Genomic DNA, 19,242 nt, shown 5'->3' on the forward strand with positions numbered 1-19,242 from the left:
CCTTGTTTGTACGGGGGACGAGGTGGCTATGCTAATTGCTGTTGGAACTGAAGCCAGTGAGTCTGAAATTTGCTGAGTACCGAGAGATGATCGCTCTTGGTATAGCGGTCAGTTGCTGTCGCTGAGATATAGTCGCGAAAGCTGTCAAACAGGGCGTCTGCTTGCGTTGAGGCGGCCAGAGAAAAAATTTGCTGGCGCTGAACCTGCGTGGTCGATGTGCCTTCCGCGTTTTTTTGTAGTTCCAGAAAGGTGGCGTTCGCCTTATCGGTGTTTCCTGCATCAACGCTGCGTTGATACTCATCTTGCAGAATATTTTTTTCCAGATTACTCAGCGCGTCAGACTGATACGTGATGAAGTCCTGGATATCTTTATCTGCTTTCTGGTGAGTGCTGCTATCCACATAGCGGTTTTTCAGTTCTTCCAATTTTGCGGCTTTTAGCGTGATCTCGATGCTATCGGTGGTATAGCTCCACGTTGTCACATTCGACGGCGTTGACAGCGCCTGATGAACCAGACCGATAAAGTCTTCTTTACTGATGTCGCTGTCAGCCTTGAGATTATTTGACCAGCTTTCCAGAGCCATTTCGGTTGTGCCGATGCGATCAACAGATAGCGTGATACCCGAGTTAGCAGATGTGCTGGAATTGTTTTGTACTCCCAGATCGCGATTTTTAAGCATCTCTGCCCGTAGTGCGTCTTGATCTTCGTTCAAGTCTGGACGAGGAGCATTTGCCCTATTTTCTTTCAAGCGTGCCATTGCTTCCGCAGAGATTTTTATATTGTTGGGGAAGGTGACCGTCTTTCCTGTCATTGGATCGACGATTTGTACGCTGTCGGTCGTGGTGGGCTCTGTCGCTGCCGTGTGCTGTGCTGACGATGAAGGTATCGCGGTGCTTTGGGCCTGAGAATTGCTATAACCCGTATTACTTACAGACAAGCTCATACTCTCTCCTTAAGTGCGATCAAAGGGTTAAATATTGACCCAAACAGTATCGGCAAAGATAAATGATAACTTTATAAATGATTTATGGCGTAATTGTTGATTGCGGTACCAGAACGGTGACCCAATACATGGTGCCTCCGCGCTGTTTATGCCATCACCGATTGTGTCTGCACGTTAAATCAGGGAAAATGCGCGGCTACCGTTTATTTCCGCTTTGCCTGACGATCTGACATCGGTGTGTTGTTGACTTGATGCTGACGCCGGGTGGCTAACAAAAGAAACCTGAAAATCATGTCTCCAAGTGAATACGCCCGCGAAGTCTCTAAAAGAAGAACGTTCGCTATCATTTCCCACCCCGATGCCGGTAAAACCACGATTACCGAAAAGGTTCTGCTGTTCGGACAGGCGATCCAGACTGCCGGTACGGTAAAAGGGCGTGGTTCCAACCAGCATGCGAAATCCGACTGGATGGAGATGGAAAAGCAGCGTGGTATCTCCATCACCACGTCCGTGATGCAGTTTCCCTACCGCGAATGTCTGGTTAACCTGCTGGATACCCCAGGGCACGAAGACTTCTCCGAAGATACCTATCGTACGCTGACAGCGGTGGACTGCTGCTTGATGGTGATCGACGCCGCAAAAGGGGTCGAAGATCGTACGCGTAAGCTAATGGAAGTCACGCGTCTGCGCGACACCCCCATTCTGACGTTCATGAACAAACTTGACCGCGACATCCGCGATCCGATGGAAGTACTGGATGAAGTCGAGAGCGAGCTCAAAATTGCGTGTGCGCCAATTACTTGGCCGATTGGCTGCGGCAAATTGTTCAAAGGCGTATACCACCTTTATAAAGACGAAACCTATCTGTATCAGACCGGTAAAGGTCATACGATTCAGGAAGTGCGCATTGTTAAAGGGTTGGATAATCCGGAGCTGGATACCGCCGTTGGTGAAGAGCTGGCCGCGCAACTGCGTGAAGAGCTGGAACTGGTGAAAGGGGCATCGCACGAATTTGAGCTGGACGCGTTTCTGGCTGGTGAACTGACGCCGGTCTTCTTTGGCACGGCGCTGGGGAACTTCGGCGTTGACCACATGCTGGATGGATTAGTCGCCTGGGCACCTGCGCCGATGCCGCGTAAAACGGATACCCGTGAAGTCACGGCGGCGGAAGAGAAATTTACCGGCTTTGTGTTCAAGATTCAGGCCAATATGGATCCGAAACACCGTGACCGCGTGGCGTTTATGCGCGTGGTGTCCGGGAGATATGAAAAAAGCATGAAGCTGCGTCAGGTGCGTACGGGCAAAGATGTGGTGATTTCCGATGCGCTGACCTTTATGGCAGGCGACCGTTCCCACATTGAAGAAGCCTACCCGGGCGATATCATCGGGCTACACAACCACGGCACTATCCAAATTGGTGATACGTTTACGCAGGGTGAAGACATGAAATTCACCGGTATCCCCAACTTTGCACCGGAACTGTTCCGCCGTATCCGCCTGCGCGACCCGCTCAAGCAGAAACAACTGCTGAAAGGGCTGGTACAGCTGTCTGAGGAAGGTGCGGTGCAGGTCTTCCGTCCATTGACCAATAACGACCTTATCGTGGGGGCCGTCGGCGTGTTGCAGTTCGATGTGGTCGTTGCCCGTCTGAAAACGGAATACAACGTTGAGGCGATTTACGAGTCGGTGAACGTTTCTACCGCGCGCTGGGTTGAGTGCAGCGATGTGAAGAAATTCGAAGAGTTTAAGCGTAAGAATGAGCTGCATCTGGCGCTGGATGGCGGTGATAATCTGGCCTATATCGCACCGACTATGGTGAACCTGAACCTGACGCGGGAACGTTATCCAGAAGTGACGTTCCACCAAACGCGCGAGCATTAATTTTGAACGGTGGCGCCACGGTTTCATGACAATCATCGTGGTTGTGGCGTTTGAATCGTGACCACATTATTAAAATAATCCTCACCCGGTTATGCTTGGCTTTAGGCCAAAAATGCCGGGTGTTTTTATTTTTAAATGTGTTTAAAAACAATGTAGTAGTCTGGTTTTTTCCTGCTGTTATTCCTCGCCTCAGTGCAACAGACAAATCTGAATTGCTACGCATATTCCCTTGCTCCCCTGTGCTTTTCCATTCTGTAGGCTATAGTTAACAGCGTGTTAACTGATTTAGCTTGTTAAGCTGTTAGTACAATATAAGTTAGTTGATTATTTTGATTTGTTTCGCCTTTGCAATTCAATACTCTAATTTTTTTATGAAAGTAGAGGGAATCATCGGAGTGTTGATAACGTCATTATCACCTTGATTTGCTGGTGACGGTGCAGGTGTTAACGTGACCCAAATCGGTTATTTCGGGTTTATAAAAGAACATAAGAAGGAAGACATCGATGAAAAAGACCAAATTGACACAATCGCTGATCGTAGTTGCTCTGGGTTCCATTCTGGCTGGCGGTGCCATGGCGGAAGAATCGTTAGGGCAGAAAGTCGATCGTATCGCGGATACAACTGGTGCAAAAATCGATAGTTCCGCCAATAAAGCATCTGACTACATGAGTGACAGCGCAATCACGGCAAAAGTGAAGAGTGCGTTGCTGGAAGATAAATCGATTACCAGTAGCGACATTTCTGTTGAAACATCCAAAGGTGTCGTTACGTTGAGCGGTTTTGTAAGCAGCCAGGCGCTCAGCACCCGAGCGGTGGAAATTGCCACGCAGGTTGAGGGTGTCGACTCTGTCAGCGATAAATTGCAGGTGAAGGATAGTCAATCACAATCGGTTGGCGCTTATGCCGATGATGCCGTGATTACCAGCACCATTAAGGCCAAGCTGCTGGCGGATGACATTGTTCCGTCACGTAAAGTAAAAGTTGAAACACAGGCTGGCGTCGTGCAACTGAGCGGTGCAGTGGATAACAAAGCGCAGTCCGACCGTGCTGAAAGTATTACGAAGGCTGTCGAGGGCGTGAAAAGCGTCAAGAACAACCTGACAGTCAAATAACCATTTCATTCAGGGTTGTCCGTAATGACGGACAATCCTACCTAATCCGCATTATAAAACACTATCTGTGGATACGCAGTCAGGACACAAGAATGGCGTCAGGATGACCATCATGATTTTTCATTTTGTCTGGTAAGGAGAGCGTATGTTTCGTTGGGGCATTATATTTTTAGTCATCGCACTCATTGCTGCAGCACTGGGTTTCGGCGGATTGGCCGGCACAGCAGCTGGCGCGGCAAAAATCGTCTTTGTGGTCGGTATTATTCTGTTTCTGGTTAGCTTGTTCACGGGTCGGAAACGGCCGTAGCACAGCGCATTCCTTCATTCTTTCTCTATAGAAAGAAATGTCATACAGAGCACACAGCCGCGCCATGCGGCTGTCACATTTTGCCGGCACACTGTTTGCGTATTTGCTGCATTTCGACAGTTTATCAGGAGGTTTATGATGAATAGCGATATCGTTGTTGGCAAATGGAAACAGTGGAAAGGGAATTTCCTCGCGCTGTGGGCCGATTGGTTTGACAGTGACTGCGCCTGGCTGGAAGGGAGTAATGATTACCTGTCTGGTGTCTTGCAAGAGGGTTACGGAAAAGCGCACGAAGAGGTATCTTCAGAGAAAACCACGTTACACTGAGGCTTCACCGCAACGACAAGTCCGATTCTGCCATGAGGCTTTGGCAGAATAGTCCTTGGGCGTAGATTAGGTCGCCTCATCTTGACGGACCTAATTTTGACGGAGAGGAGCGACGTGTCCGCTGAACAATACCGTTTTATCGATACCCACTGCCATTTTGATTTCCCCTTATTCTATGATGACGCACCGGAAAGCCTGCGTCTGGCTCAAGACGCTGGGGTTGAGCGCATCATCATTCCTGCCGTGGCTTCTCAGCATTTTGAGCGCGTGTTGACGCTCACTCGAACTTACTCACCGCTCTATGCCGCAATGGGTCTTCACCCGCTTTATATCGCCGAGCATCAGGAGAGCGACCTGCTCCGCCTGGAAGACGAACTGCGCCAGTTGCCCGCCAGACTGGTGGCGGTGGGGGAGATCGGGTTGGATCTCTATATGCCGGAACCGCAGTTTGAGCGGCAGCTTACCTTCCTTGAGGCTCAGCTTCGACTGGCGAAAAAATACGATCTCCCGACGATCCTGCACTCGCGACGCAGCCACGACAGGCTGGCGCAATTACTGCGCCGTATCGACGTGCCGCGTACCGGTGTGGTTCACGGGTTTGCGGGCAGTCTGGCACAGGCGCAGGCCTTTATCCGACTGGGCTACTACATCGGCGTAGGGGGAACCATTACCTATGACAGAGCGAATAAAACGCGTCAGGCAATCGCGCAACTGCCGTTAGATCGGCTGCTGTTGGAAACCGATGCGCCTGACATGCCGATGAGTGGCTACCAGGGGCAGCCAAACCGACCCGAGCGCATTTCGTGTGCGTTTCACACGCTGTGTGAGTTACGCGTAGAGCCGCCTGAGGAGATTGCTGAGGCGCTCTGGCAGAATTCGTTCAGGCTATTTGGACGGCTGACTCCGGCGTAACGCTGAGAGGGCTACGACGCAACGCGTCACACCATTGCCATTCCCCAAGCGGAAGCGTTTTTACTTCCGCTTTTCGCTTATTTCTGTGCAATAACATGCAAAACAGTCATTCTGATTTCATATACCAACCATGAAATTGTGATGAAGATCACTTTTTGGTGTTTTTGACTGTTCGATGTTGTATGTATTTGTGACATAAATTAGCGACCTTCACGGGCCTGTCTTTATAATCGGCTCGCCAGCGCGTGTTGACCGTTCTGGTGACCCGATTTTTATTATGCTCTCACTTTTTTTTCACGCGTTATAGGGAACTATACATGCAACTCGTTATGAGTCTCATCGGCATGATTGTTCTGATACTGTGCGCGGTTATGCTGTCCAATAACCGTAAAGCTATCAGATTGCGCACCGTAGCCGGTGCTTTCATTCTTCAGATCGGTATCGGTGCGCTGGTGCTGTATGTACCAGTAGGCCGCAAGGTTCTGGAAGGTTTGACGGGCGGTGTAGCAAACGTTATCGCCTACGGAAATCAAGGCGTTTCGTTCATGTTTGGCGGTCTGGTCTCCGACAAAATGTTCGAAGTATTTGGCGGCGGTGGGTTTGTTTTCGCACTCCGCGTGTTGCCGATTATCGTCTTTTTCTCTTCCCTTATCGCCGTGTTGTACTATATGGGCATTATGCAGATAGTCATCAAGGTACTTGGTGGCGGATTGCAGAAACTGTTGGGAACTTCCCGTACTGAATCGCTCTCTGCGACGGCCAATATCTTTGTCGGTCAAACGGAAGCACCGCTGGTGGTTCGTCCGTACATTGCCAACATGACGCAGTCAGAGCTGTTTGCGGTGATGTGTGGCGGGTTGGCCTCAATTGCAGGTGCCGTGATGGCAGGTTATGCCCAGATGGGCGTACCGCTGGAGTACCTGATTGCGGCGTCCTTTATGGCTGCACCAGGCGGGTTACTGTTCGCTAAACTGATGGTGCCGGAAACGGAAAAAACGCACGACCATGACAAGATGGTTGGCTTTGTCGATGAAGACGATCGTCCGGCTAACGTCATCGATGCGGCGGCAAGCGGTGCGGCATCCGGTATGCAATTGGCGCTGAATGTGGGGGCGATGCTGCTGGCGTTTATCGCCTTGATCGCCGTGCTGAACGGTATTCTGGGTGGCATCGGCGGCTGGTTTGACTACCCGCAGCTGTCGCTGGAATTGATCTTGGGCTGGTGTTTTGCGCCCGTTGCGTTCCTGATTGGGATTCCGTGGAATGAAGCCACTGTTGCGGGTTCGTTCATTGGGCAAAAGCTGATTGTTAACGAATTCGTCGCTTACCTGAATTTCAGTGAATACCTGAAAGCGGATGATGTGGTTCAGGCCGCTGGATTGCAGGTTTTGTCGGATCATACCAAAGCTGTGATTTCGTTCGCGCTGTGCGGCTTTGCTAACCTTTCGTCTATTGCTATCCTTATTGGAGGTTTGGGCAGTATGGCACCGACTCGGCGTCAGGATATTGCCCGCTTTGGTTTGAAAGCGGTTGCGGCAGGTACGCTTTCTAATCTGATGAGCGCCTGCATCGCAGGGTTCTTCCTGGCCCTGTAAATGTAACCAGGCATTCTTGCAGTAGCGAGATGATGGGCGGCGAAAGTCGCCCATTGTTCGTTTAAATCCCTATATTGTTCAGGGTTTAAGCGTGGCTTGCGCAGCGTTTACTGAATGCGGGTGCGATATGCTTGCCTGAGTGGAGCGACATGCTTTCTGCTTTTATTGATGATGTTGAATGGATTACTTTTCCACGGGCAACGGACGGCGCCGCCTACCCAGGTATTACTGCACGATGCCATTTCCATTTGTCTGCCTACGACGACTCGCTTTTTGCCGAGGCGAACATTCCTTTTTCCGACGCGCTAGAGCGCGCCGTACCGAAACGACGTGCCGAGTTTTTGGCTGGTCGCTGTGTTGCCAAACAAGTGTTGAACAAACTGGGTCACCCTGATTTTGTTCTGCATAGCGGAGAAGACCGCTCGCCGCAGTGGCCGGGAAATATTGCGGGTTCGCTCAGTCATAACAAAGACAGCGTTCTCTGTGCCGCACATTTGCGTAGCGATGAAGTGTCGTGCGTGGGGGTGGATATTGAGGGATTTATCTCTGACGAGCGAGCGCAGTCGCTGTGGCCTGGCATTATTGGTGACGAAGAGTTCCAATGGTTTCTGGGACGAGATGAGTCGTTCTGCTGCTTGTTGACGGTAAGCTTTTCAGCGAAAGAGAGCCTGTTCAAAGCGCTTTATCCACAGGTCAGGCACTACTTTGATTTTCTGGATGCCCGGCTGGTGGCGTTGGATATCACCAAACGTGAGTTCGAGCTGGAGCTGCTGACGGATCTCACTCCGACGTTTTACGCGGGGCGTCGTTTTAAAGGCGCGTATCTGCTCAGAGAGTACGACGTCACCACCTTTATCTGCTGCTAAAAAAGCCCGCGTTAGCGGGCTAGAGTCATTGATCAGAACTTATAGCTCACGCCGCCGTACACCGTCCGTCCAGATAGGAAGTAGTCGTTGTTGGTAGCGACATAGTCCCGTTTTTCGTTAGTCAGGTTAGTAAGACCCAGTTTCAGATCCACGTTTTTAACGGGTGTATAGGTCGCACCGATATCCACGGTGTTGAAGCCGCGTGTCTTACTGACTTCTTTATCAAACAGATACTGGTTACCCGTGTACTGGTAAGAAATATAGGTTGATAAGTTATCCAGCGTCTGCCAGTTCAACTGCGTGTTAACCGTATTTTTCGGAGTTTGCTTCAGACGCATTTTGGTGGTGCGGTCTTCGGCATCGACGATGGTCCAGTTGGTCGTCCAGTTCAGGTCATCTGTCAGATCGACCCAGAACGAGGTTTCAATTCCCTGAATTCGTGCTTTATTCACGTTTTCGTAGGTGAGGCGCGTCGCGACTCTGTCCCAGGTCTGAACCTGAATCATGTCTTTAATATCGTTATTAAATAGCGTAACGCCCGCGCCGAAGCGTTCGGCCTCATAAGCGGTGCCAATTTCATAGCTGATGGATGTTTCAGGCTTCAAATCTGGGTTACCAACGGTTTGGCAACGGCCACGGCAGGCGGCGATGGCATACGATTCAGATGACTGCGCAATAGAAGGGGCTTTAAACGCTTTGCTAACGCCGCCTTTTACCACCCAGTTGTCGGTGAGGTTATAGGTGGCATAAGCGCGTGGGCTGAATTCCGTTCCGTACGTCTCATGCTTATCGACACGTCCGCCAAAGGTTAATGCCAGGTCGGCTAGCTTGAATTCATCTTGCAGGAAGAGTGCGCCCTGACTTACGTCAATGGTGCCGTTGGGCAGATTCATACTGTGTTTCAGTGAAGTTAAGCGGTATTCTCCGCCACCTGTCAGCAAATGGTCGCCCAGATAGCCGGAGACCTGTCCGTCAACGGTATGGTTGTCCTGCGTAATGTCTGCTTTGCCATTATTGAGTTGGGAATTATCCATCAATTCCACATTCTCATAGAAATAGCGCAGGCGCGTGTCGACGTTATCCCAACTGCCGTTGTGCGTTAATCCCAGCCCCAGTCGCTCCATTTTTTGAATGTTACGCACTGCCGTGCCGTAGTTATTCCAATGTACGTCACGGTCGTCTTTGGAATAGGTGGCGTCGAAGTCCAGGCTCTGCTGCGGATCGATTAACCACGTCAGGTTGCTCATCACACTGTAATTATCACGTTTTTCCAGCGCATCGGTATTCTGATTAACGGACTGTTCTGTTTTCCAGGCGTCACGTTTTCCGCCATCGACTAGGAGGCTCCCCAGTAGCGTGTTTTCTACCAGTGGCCCGCTGATATAGCCATTCAGGCGGTTATGATCGCCGCCAGAGCCTTCCGTTGGCGCTTCAAAGTTATAGCCAATTTCACCTTTGATTTCGTTAGTTGGTTGGTTCAGGATGACATTAATGACACCGCCCAGTGCATCGGCACCGTACAGCGAGGACATCGGCCCACGGATCACTTCTACGCGATCGATCGCAGAAACGGGAATCGCACTCAGATCGAAATCATTCCCCATGTTGCCAGCCAGCGCATCGCGGGAATTGACTCGACGGCCATTGATGAGCAGCAAGGTATAGTCTGCTTTCATGCCACGGATCTTGATTTCGTTACGGCCATAGCTGGTAGACGGGTTGATATTAATACCCGGTAGCTTTTTCACCGCGTCGGAAACGTTATTCACCGACATCTTTTCCAGTTCAGCATGAGTGATGACAGAGACGCTGGCGGGGGCGCTTAGCGTCGTGTGTTTCGTCTGTGTTGCTGTCACGACGATTTTTTCATCTGCCGCGTTTTCTGCCTGTGCGAACGCAGGCAGTGCGAGTAACCCGGTCATCAGCAGGGCGCGATACACCTTGCTGTGTGGGAAAGGATGATGTGAAAAACGGTTTTCCGATTTTAGCTGCATGTCAAAGACCCCATCAAATGTAGAAAAATATCCCCGTAAACGTGCTGTGTTACGTGTATTGCTGACCCACTCGGTTTATTGCTGTGTAGCCTGTACCGTTTGGCGTGCGGCCATCTTTCGGCTGCGTTCAGCCAATTGCGGAATTAAGCGCATTGTCAGCAGCATGGCGGCTAGCGCAAATACGGTGCTGGCGATGGCGAGCTGCGAGAATCCGTTAATTTTTCCCTCAACGGAGGTGCTTAGATAAGCGGCAGAAGCAACGCTGGCAAGCCCTGATGCCACGTTGGCTGCGGTTCCCTGATAGGACATGAACGCGGCGCGCTGATGCGGCAGCGGAATACCTGCGGTAATTGCCAGCGTGCTGCTGGAGCGGGCTGCACTGAGCGCCATGAACAGGGTGAACACCAGATACAGGGAAAGTGAAAAAGGCAAAACGAAACCGCAGAGAATTACAACGGCCAGCAGCAGCGTCGTGACGACAATCGTCCGGCTGGCATATCCTCGATCCAACAGATTGCCGCACAGTTGCATGGTCACCATACTTGCCAGCCCACCGCAGAGATAAAGCAGGGAAATATCATCCCGCGGGAAAGCCAGATTGAACTGAAAGTAGTTGGAAAAATGGGGAATCAGCAGGAAATGCCCGAACATTTGCAGCGAAATGACCGTCAGCCCCAACAGGAAAAGGGGGGATGCTAACAGATCATGTAATACAGACGTGGGTGCCGTGGTGGGCGAAACACGACTTTGCTGAACCCGGTGCGTGGGTGGCATGGAAGGAAAGAGGCACAGCACCAACAACACCAGCAACAGGCCGCCGAGGCCGAAAATATAAAACGGTGCTTGCCAGTTAATACGGTGAGCCAACTCCAGCGACAGTGGCATGATGACGATGGCCGCAAGTGAAAAACTCATGCCGACATAGGCCAACTGCTTTCCACGCTCGTTGGCTGGCACAATATCGACCACCGCCGCCATTAAGACCCCGGATGCTGGCCCAGCCACGCAGCCCGCCAGAATAAACAACACTAAAAGATGGGTTTGGCTGGTGGCAAACATGCAGGCTGCCGTCAGGCCAAAACGCAGCGTTAGCAGCACGATTAGAGCATGTTTACGGTTAAATCTGTCCAGATAGGGAGCGGCGAGGAAGCCGACAATGGCGGAGGCAAACGTTGCACCGCCGCTAATGTAGCCGATGTTTTTGGCATCCATAGACAGTGCGCTGATGAAATCGGGGCCTAGCGGCATCACCATCATCAGGCTACCGAGGGAAAGCATGTTAATGAGCAGCGCCAGATGCACAACGGATCGGGTGTGCGGGCGGTACATGCTTTCATCCATGACGGGCTCACATTTAGACATGATTAGTAAAATATTTGCGCAGTCTAGCGCAGCTTAATTTTTCTGACAATGAATGATAAGTATTTTCATTATCATTTGTGATGTGGGTTTTATAATCAATACATTCTCGTTGCTAACCATTATCCGTTATGAAACATGCACAAAAAAATTGATTAACATCAATATAACCCCTAATTAATCGGAGTGAATAACCATTCTGTGGAAGGATTGACCGAACACGTTACTTCAGTGTAATTTAACTGCGCTTAATATAAATGATAATGATTTTAATAATCATTGGTATTTAATTTGCGAGCGCAGGAGCCGTCTTGTGGATACACTGATTACAGAAGCTGAAACATTTAGCGGGCTAACTTACTCTGAACAGACCGCTTTTTTATATGCATCGGAACACCGTAGCCTGTCTACTTCCGGCTTATTCGAACGTATTTCGTCCCCTGTTTGTGCTCAAGGCTCTCACGATGACGGGCTTAGTCCTGCAATCGCGCAGGCGTTCCAACGGGCGCGTCAGGCAGGGCAGTCGCTGCCTATTGTGGTGGGGGCCATTCCCTTTGATACTACGCAACCGTCTTGTCTCTATATCCCTGAAAGTTATACCGTTACGACGAAATCTGAACTTGTCAGCCGTGCCCGTAAGCACACGGCGGCGGGCCCTACCGCACTAACGTTAAACAGCGTCCCGAACGAATGTCAGTTTAAGTCCATCGTGGCAAAGGCCGTTGAGCGGTTCCGCCATGGTGAACTGAGCAAAGCGGTGCTGTCACGCATTCTGGACATTGAGCTGACGAGCCCCGTTAAGGCGCAAACGATCCTCAATAACCTGATGGTGCAGAACGCTGGCGGATACCACTTCTCCCTGCCGCTGCCGGATGGTTCGGTGTTGCTGGGTGCAAGTCCGGAACTGCTAGTGCGCAAGCAGGGGAACGTCATTGTCTCTAATCCGCTGGCGGGATCGGCGCGACGGATGAACGATGAGCATCTGGATTACCTGAACAGCCAGCGCCTGCTGAATTCTGGCAAAGACAAGCACGAACATAAGCTGGTAGTGGATGACATCCGCCAACGCCTGATGCCGCTGTGTTCGTCATTAACGATTCCATCAGGTCCTTCGTTGATGCACACCGCTTCCATGTGGCATTTGTCTACCGCTATCCGCGGTGAACTGGCGAACCCGGAGATGACGGCGCTTCAAATCGCCTGTCAGCTCCATCCTACCCCCGCACTGTGTGGCTTCCCCACGCAGGAAGCGCGCCAACTGATTGCTGAACTGGAACCGCACGATCGCGGCGTATTCAGCGGCATTGTCGGCTGGTGTGATGCCAACGGCGATGGCGAATGGGCGATAGCCATTCGCTGCGGCACGATCAAAAACAATAACGTCCGCCTGTTTGCTGGTGCGGGTATTGTTGAGGCGTCAGTCCCCGAGGATGAATGGGCTGAAACCGCCGCCAAATTAAACACGATGTTGAATGCGTTTGGGCTTAACTCAGGTGTGGATGGACTATGAGCATTGAATTTACGCCCTGGCCGGAGGAACTGGCACAGCGTTATCGCGACAAGGGGTACTGGGTTGGCCTGCCGCTCACGGATGCCTGGGAACGTCACCTGTCGACGCAACCTGACGCCGTTGCGGTCGTGTGTGGCGAGCGTCAGTGGAGCTATCGGGAGCTGGATCGACAGTCCTCCGCGCTGGCATCGCGCCTGACGGAAAGCGGCCTGCGCTGCGGCGACACGGCGCTGGTGCAGTTACCGAACGTGGCAGAGTTCTATCTGACCTTTTTTGCCTTGCTAAAAATGGGCGTCGCACCGGTAAACGCCTTGTTCAGCCATAACAAGCTGGAGCTGCTGTCGTATGCTACGCAGATCGAACCGCGTTTGCTGATCGCCTCGGCTGAACACCCGCTGTTTGGCAACGGTGAGTTTCTGGATCGGCTACAAACGCAGGTTCCTCGTCTGCAAACGGTGGTGATGCTCGGCGACAGTTCGCTGGGGCACAGTCTGACAGACTGGCTACAACCGCACACGTCAACCCGCCAGTATCAGCCTTCCGCGTCAGGGCAGGTTGCCTTCTTCCAGCTTTCTGGCGGCAGTACCGGTACGCCGAAGCTGATTCCCCGCACTCATGATGATTATTACTACAGCGTACGCCGCAGCGTGGAAATTTGTGAGCTGACGCCACACACCCGCTATCTATGCGCGTTGCCTGCTCCACATAACTTCCCGTTAAGCTCGCCTGGTTCGCTTGGCGTGTTCTACGCCGGCGGACGTGTTGTGCTGGCACCGGATCCGGGGGCGATGACCTGTTTCCCGCTGATCGAACGCCATCAGATCGATATTACCTCGCTGGTGCCGCCCGCTGCCGCGCTGTGGATTCAGGCCGCCGAACAGTTTGGTGGCGCGCTGCGTAGCCTGAAGATCTTGCAGGTGGGCGGCGCGAAGCTGAGTGAAACGGTTGCTCGTCGTATTCCGGCGGTGCTGGGCTGTCAGCTACAGCAGGTGCTTGGGATGGCGGAAGGGTTGGTGAACTACACCCGACTGGACGACAGCGATGAGCACACTTTCACCACGCAGGGCTATCCGATGAGCCCAGACGATGAAGTGAAGGTGTTGGACATCGACGGCAATCCGGTGCCGCGAGGCGAAGCGGGTCTGTTGGCGACACGCGGCCCGTATACCTTCCGTGGCTATTACCGCAGCCCGGAGCACAACGCGCGCGCTTTCGATAGCGAAGGTTTTTACCATTCTGGCGATGTGGTGCAGATGACCGAGGATGGCTATTTGCGCGTGGTCGGGCGGGAAAAAGATCAGATTAACCGCGGCGGTGAAAAGATTGCCGCCGAGGAGATCGAAAACCTGCTGCTCAAGCATGACGGCATTCTCCATGCCGCGCTGGTGTCCATGCCCGATCCCATTATGGGCGAAAAGAGCTGTGCTTTTCTGGTGGTCAGCGATCCCTCGCTGAAAGCCATTACGTTAAGAAAATATCTCCGTAATCAGGGTATTGCTGAATTCAAACTGCCGGATCGTTTCGAAATGATCGACACCTTGCCCGTCACACCGGTCGGCAAGATTGATAAGAAATCACTCCGTCAGCGCATCCAGACCCAACTTAGCACTCAAAATAAATAAGGATTTTGTGATGGCAATCCCTTCTATTGCTTCTTATCCCCTGCCGCGCGCACAGGATTTCCCAGAAAACAAAGTTTCCTGGGCGTTTGAACCTGAACGCGCGGTGCTGCTGATTCACGACATGCAGGACTATTTCGTGAATTTCTATGGCGCGGACAGCCCGCTGGCGCAGCAGCTGATTGAGAACATTGTGGCATTGCGAACCTACTGCAAAGCTCAGGGGATTCCGGTGGTGTATACCGCGCAGCCGAATGCACAAAGCGCGGCCGACCGGGCGCTGCTGAACGACATGTGGGGCGCAGGGCTGAATAATCATCCTGAAAAACAGCGTGTTGTCAGCGCGCTGGCACCGGATGAGCACGACACGGTGCTGGTGAAGTGGCGCTACAGCGCATTCCACCGTTCGCCGCTGGAACCGATGATGAAGGAAATGGGTAAAGATCAGCTGATTATCTGCGGTGTTTACGGGCATATCGGCTGCATGATTACCGCAACGGATGCCTTCATGCGTGACATCAAGCCGTTCATGGTCGGCGATGCGGTGGCGGATTTCTCACTTCAGGAACACCAGATGGCGCTGAAATATGTGGCGACGCGCGCTGGACGGGTGGTTAGCACGGCAGAACTCACAGGAGCAAAAATGGCACAGGCACTGACGAAACAAGGATTGAGAGCGCACCTGCTGACCTTGATCGACGAAGACGAAGATCAGTTCGATGAAGATGAAAACCTGATCGACTATGGTTTGGATTCGGTGCGCATGATGGCGCTGCTGACCGAATGGCGCAATCAGGGTGTAACGCTGAGCTTTGTCGATCTGGCTCGTAACCCCAGTCTGAATGCCTGGTGGGCGTTGATCGAAAAGCAGCAGGGAGCCGCATTATGAAGCCGTTGAGCGTTGCGCAGCGTGGGTTATGGTTAGGCCACGCCCTGAACGATGATAAGGCGACGTTCAACACGGCGGAGTGCATCGCGTTCGATGGCAAGGTTGATGTTGAAGCCATGCTAAGCGCGATCCGTCAGGCAGTCATGGAGTGCGAGTGCCTGTACTGCCAGTTTGTCGAAGTCGAGGGGAAAGAGGTCGATCAGCCGGAGGTTGGCTTTGTGGCTTCTCCGTTACCGGCGCCTGTCGGCGTGCTGTCGATTGCAGAACTGCTACCCGCGCCGATGACGGATGAAGAGCAAACCATACGCCAGTGGGCGCGCGAGGAAATCGCCCAGCCGTTGGATTTGCTGAACGGACTACCCTGCCGCTTTGCGCTGCTGTGCGGTGAAAAACGTGATTTTCTCTACAGCTGCGTTCACCACATTGCGCTGGATGGTTTTGGCACCACCATGCTGTTTCAGCGAATCGCCCAGATTTACACCGCGCTGACGGCGGGACAACCCGTGGCGGTGGCGGAGTTCGGCCCGTTCAGCGCGGTGCTGGAAGAAGAACAGCAGCGTGATGCCAGCGGGCAGACGGCGCAGGCGCGTGATTTCTGGCTGGAAACGCTGAACACAATGCCGGAGCCGGCCAGTTTCAGCGAGAAAAAAGCCCCGATCGCGGCACGTTTTTTGCGCCAGAGCAGCGTGTTGCCAGCAGATATCTGGCAGCCGCTGACGGCGCTGTGTGAAGGCAATAAAATCAGCTGGCCGGATCTGTTTCTGGCGATGCTGGCGACGCACCTCAAGCTGGTGTCCGGCAGCGACAGGCTGACGTTCGGCATGATGGTGATGAACCGTATCGGTTCCGCTTCGCTGACGGTGCCGAGCATGCAGATGAATATCGTACCGCTGTGCATTCAGGTGGATGAGCAGGCGGATTTTGTCACACTGGCGCAGCAGGTTGCCCGTACCAAGCGTACGCTGCGTCGGCATCAGCATTATCGCTATGAGCATTTACGACGCGATCTGAATCGCGTCGGCGGCGAACAGCGCCTCTTCGGTCCGCTGATCAATATCATGCCGTTCGATCATCCGCTCAATTACGGATCGCTGTCGTCCAGCACGCTGAATCTTAGCGCCGGGCCAGTAGAAGATCTGACGATCGAGATCCATTTCAAACCGGATGGCACACCGGTGCTGGATTTTGATGCTAACCCAGCCTGTTACAGTGCGGAAGCGCTTGCCAGCCTGCAAGAAACCCTGTTCACGCTGCTTCAACGCTGGTTAGCACAGCCGCAGCAGACTAGCGGCGAGCTGCTGGGTCGCTGGCTGCGTGAAGAACGCGAACTGGCGCTGATTACCAGCCGCGAGCCTGAACCGTTCGTTGAGCCGGTTCTGACGGCGATCGCCAAGCAGGCGCGTAAAAACCCGAACCATCTGGCGCTGACGCAGCGCGATCGGCAGTACAGCTATCAGCAGTTGCTGGATCTGAGCGGCCAGGCTGCCGCGGCGCTGCATGAACGCGGCATTCAGCCCGGCGAACGCATCGGCATCATGCTGAACCGTAGCCCTGAAACCATCATTTGCCTGCTGGCCGTGATGCAGTGCGGTGCGGTGTATGTGCCGCTCGATCCTGAACAGCCGCGTGAACGTCAGCAGCACATCATCCAGATTGCCGATCTGCATACGATCGTCACGCAGGCGGACTACCAGCATCGTCTGGCGTCGGTCTTTTCCGGCGAGATCGTGCTGGCGGGGCATCTTCTGTCATCCAACGCACAGGCTGCCTTGCTGCCGCCAGTGGAAGCGAGAGACGGACAGATTGCCTATGTCATGTTCACATCGGGATCGACCGGGTTGCCGAAAGGTGTGGAGATCGGTGCCAGCGCGCTGGATCACTTCACGGCGGCGGCACGTCAGCGCTATGGCCTGCGTGCGGCGGATCGCGTGCTGCAATTTGCCCCGTTTAACTTTGATGCCAGCATCGAAGAGATCTTTGCCACGCTGACCAGCGGTGCGACGCTGGTGCTGCGCACCGACGAGATGCTGGAGTCGATACCGACCTTTGTCGAACAGGTCGAAGAGCAGGCGATTACGCTGCTCGATCTGCCAACGGCATTCTGGAATGAATGGGTGGTAGGGCTGAAAACCGGCACGCTAGCCATGCCTTCCGCACTGCGTGCCATCATCATCGGCGGTGAAGCGGTGTACCCCGAACAGCTGGCGCAGTGGCAACGTCATGCACCGGATACGCTGCGCTTAATCAATACCTATGGCCCAACCGAAACCACGGTAGTCGCGACCAGTTGCGATCTGCAAACGCAGTCTGCCGACGTGGCGCAGCTTCCTATCGGTCTACCGTTGGCGGGCGTCAACGCGCTGATTTTGGCGGCAGGCGATCGCCCAACGGCGGAAGGGGAACTGGTGCTACTGGGGCCAACGCTGGCGGCAGGTTACATCGGCACAGAACACGCGGCGTTTACTCATATTGCCGTGGGCGATCAAGATCTTCCGGCTTATCGCACGGGTGACAGAGTTCGGCGGGAAAAAGGACAGCTGTTGTACCTCGGCCGTATGGATAACGAATTTAAAATCAGCGGCTACCGGATCCAGCCGGGGGAAGTCGAAGCCCATCTGCTGGCGCAGCCGGACGTTGATGAAGCCTGCGTACAGGGCATTGTTTACCCGAACGGCGTGCGGCGTCTGGTGGCGTTTGTCGCCACAAAAGCGGGCGAGATCGACGCTCGTGCGCTGAAGCAACGCCTGAGTAGCGTACTGCCACCTGCGATGATTCCGACCGATTACCGCGCCTTCCGCCAGTTGCCGAAAACCGGTTCTAACAAAGTCGATCGCAAACGGCTATTGGCGGAATACCGCGATGAGGCACCTGCGCAGGCGTTAGCGAGTGAAACCGAGAACCGGGTTAGCGCAATCTGGCAACAGATCCTCGGCGTGTCGGGGATCCAATCGCGGGATAATTTCTTCGAACTGGGCGGGCAGTCATTGCAGACCATCCAGATCGTCAATCGCCTGGCCGCAGAATTTTCCGTCAGCATCAAAGTATCTGATGTGTTCGATCATCCCCAGCTCAGCGACTTCTGCCGCTATCTGGACGACAGGCTGTCACAGGATGAGAACAGCGTGGAAATGGTGTGGTAGGGAAAATGATGAACAAGGCACAACCTCTTCAGTTTGATTTCAGCGGCAAGACTGTCTGGGTCACCGGTGCAGCGAGCGGTATTGGCGAAAGCATTGCCTGCCAGTTTGTCGCGCTGGGCGCGAACGTGATCGGCTTTGATCGCGCATTCCGACATAACGATTATCCGTTCCGCGGCGTGACGCTGGATATCAGCGAGCCGGACAGCGTGGCGGCGGTGTGTCGCCAGCAGTTGGCGGAAACCGGGCTTGACGTTCTGGTCAATGCCGCCGGGATTCTGCGCCTGGGTGACATCGATGCGCTGAGCGTGGACGACTGGCACCAGTGCATCAACGTCAATGCCTCTGGCGCGTTTTATCTGCTGAACGCGCTGGTGCCGCATTTTAAACAGCAGCGCCGTGGCGCGATTGTCTGCGTCGGCTCCAATGCTGCACACGTGCCCCGCCTGCAAATGGCGGCGTACTGCGCGTCGAAAGCGGCGCTCGCCAGCCTGTCTCACTGTGCCGGTCTGGAGCTGGCACCTTACGGCGTGCGTTGCAATCTGGTGTCGCCGGGCTCGACGGACACGCCGATGCAGCGCGGCATGTGGCACAGCGCCGGTGCCGAGCAGCGCACTATCGCGGGCTTTCCTGACCAGTACAAACTGGGGATTCCGCTGGGCAAGATCGCTCAGCCGGAAGAGATTGCCAATACCGTGGTTTTTCTGGCTTCCGATCTGGCCAGCCACATCACCATGCAGGACGTGGTGGTGGATGGCGGGGCAACGCTGACGGCCTGATTTGCTGAGA

Annotated in this window: 15 protein-coding genes; 12 read left to right on the forward strand and 3 right to left on the reverse strand. The window is 53.5% G+C overall.

The features are described from left to right. Positions 1-26: 26 nt before the first annotated feature. On the reverse strand, positions 27-944 hold the full coding sequence (locus KKH3_RS01290; protein WP_039355100.1) for a hypothetical protein: 918 nt from the start codon (positions 942-944) through the stop codon (positions 27-29). A gap of 291 nt (positions 945-1,235) precedes the next feature. Here KKH3_RS01290 and prfC point away from each other — a divergent pair, with 291 nt between their 5' ends. The 7 genes from prfC to KKH3_RS01320 all read left to right on the forward strand — a co-directional run bounded on the left by prfC (position 1,236) and on the right by KKH3_RS01320 (position 7,945). Continuing rightward, positions 1,236-2,825 (forward strand): peptide chain release factor 3, encoded by a 1,590-nt coding sequence (gene prfC / locus KKH3_RS01295; protein WP_039355102.1) that lies wholly within the window; start codon positions 1,236-1,238, stop codon positions 2,823-2,825. Between the two features lie 504 nt (positions 2,826-3,329). Then, the gene (gene osmY / locus KKH3_RS01300) at positions 3,330-3,938 is read left to right on the forward strand and encodes a molecular chaperone OsmY (protein ID WP_039355105.1); all 609 of its coding nucleotides are present in this window, start codon (positions 3,330-3,332) and stop codon (positions 3,936-3,938) included. Positions 3,939-4,083: 145 nt separating this feature from the next. Next, on the forward strand, positions 4,084-4,245 hold the full coding sequence (locus KKH3_RS21435; RefSeq protein WP_003019081.1) for a DUF1328 domain-containing protein: 162 nt from the start codon (positions 4,084-4,086) through the stop codon (positions 4,243-4,245). A gap of 138 nt (positions 4,246-4,383) precedes the next feature. Further along, entirely contained in the window at positions 4,384-4,572 is a 189-nt protein-coding gene (locus KKH3_RS01305) for a CsbD family protein (RefSeq protein WP_010284712.1), read from the forward strand. A gap of 114 nt (positions 4,573-4,686) precedes the next feature. Continuing rightward, on the forward strand, positions 4,687-5,484 hold the full coding sequence (locus KKH3_RS01310; RefSeq protein ID WP_039355106.1) for a TatD family hydrolase: 798 nt from the start codon (positions 4,687-4,689) through the stop codon (positions 5,482-5,484). A 317-nt stretch (positions 5,485-5,801) separates the two neighbouring features. Next, the gene (locus KKH3_RS01315) at positions 5,802-7,079 is read left to right on the forward strand and encodes a NupC/NupG family nucleoside CNT transporter (protein ID WP_039355108.1); all 1,278 of its coding nucleotides are present in this window, start codon (positions 5,802-5,804) and stop codon (positions 7,077-7,079) included. A gap of 149 nt (positions 7,080-7,228) precedes the next feature. Next, complete coding sequence (locus KKH3_RS01320) at positions 7,229-7,945, forward strand: 4'-phosphopantetheinyl transferase family protein (RefSeq protein ID WP_039355112.1); 717 nt, start codon at positions 7,229-7,231, stop codon at positions 7,943-7,945. A 32-nt stretch (positions 7,946-7,977) separates the two neighbouring features. On the opposite strand, the gene KKH3_RS01325 is transcribed toward KKH3_RS01320, so the two are convergent. Together KKH3_RS01325 and KKH3_RS01330 are read right to left on the reverse strand one after the other, a co-directional pair. Further along, the gene (locus KKH3_RS01325) at positions 7,978-9,939 is read right to left on the reverse strand and encodes a TonB-dependent receptor domain-containing protein (RefSeq protein ID WP_039355116.1); all 1,962 of its coding nucleotides are present in this window, start codon (positions 9,937-9,939) and stop codon (positions 7,978-7,980) included. 75 nt (positions 9,940-10,014) lie between these two features. Beyond that, complete coding sequence (locus tag KKH3_RS01330) at positions 10,015-11,268, reverse strand: MFS transporter (RefSeq protein WP_080756515.1); 1,254 nt, start codon at positions 11,266-11,268, stop codon at positions 10,015-10,017. A gap of 343 nt (positions 11,269-11,611) precedes the next feature. On the opposite strand from KKH3_RS01330, the gene KKH3_RS01335 reads away from it, so the two are divergent. From KKH3_RS01335 to dhbA, 5 genes are read left to right on the forward strand one after another with little or no spacing between them, the layout of a single operon-like run. Beyond that, complete coding sequence (locus KKH3_RS01335; protein ID WP_039355121.1) at positions 11,612-12,808, forward strand: isochorismate synthase; 1,197 nt, start codon at positions 11,612-11,614, stop codon at positions 12,806-12,808. Then, positions 12,805-14,430: a (2,3-dihydroxybenzoyl)adenylate synthase gene (locus tag KKH3_RS01340; protein WP_039355124.1), complete on the forward strand. Its 1,626-nt coding sequence runs from the start codon at positions 12,805-12,807 to the stop codon at positions 14,428-14,430. The genes KKH3_RS01335 and KKH3_RS01340 overlap by 4 nt, the downstream gene beginning before the upstream one ends. 10 nt (positions 14,431-14,440) lie before the next feature. After that, the gene (locus KKH3_RS01345; RefSeq protein ID WP_039355126.1) at positions 14,441-15,316 is read left to right on the forward strand and encodes an isochorismatase; all 876 of its coding nucleotides are present in this window, start codon (positions 14,441-14,443) and stop codon (positions 15,314-15,316) included. Beyond that, positions 15,313-18,456: a non-ribosomal peptide synthetase gene (locus tag KKH3_RS01350; RefSeq protein ID WP_039355128.1), complete on the forward strand. Its 3,144-nt coding sequence runs from the start codon at positions 15,313-15,315 to the stop codon at positions 18,454-18,456. Before KKH3_RS01345 ends, KKH3_RS01350 begins: the two co-directional genes overlap by 4 nt. A gap of 5 nt (positions 18,457-18,461) precedes the next feature. Then, positions 18,462-19,232, forward strand: a complete 771-nt coding sequence (gene dhbA / locus KKH3_RS01355; RefSeq protein WP_039355131.1) for a 2,3-dihydro-2,3-dihydroxybenzoate dehydrogenase — start codon at positions 18,462-18,464, stop codon at positions 19,230-19,232. Positions 19,233-19,242: the final 10 nt, after the last annotated feature.

The organism is Pectobacterium actinidiae, assembly GCF_000803315.1.
GTDB lineage: Bacteria > Pseudomonadota > Gammaproteobacteria > Enterobacterales > Enterobacteriaceae > Pectobacterium > Pectobacterium actinidiae.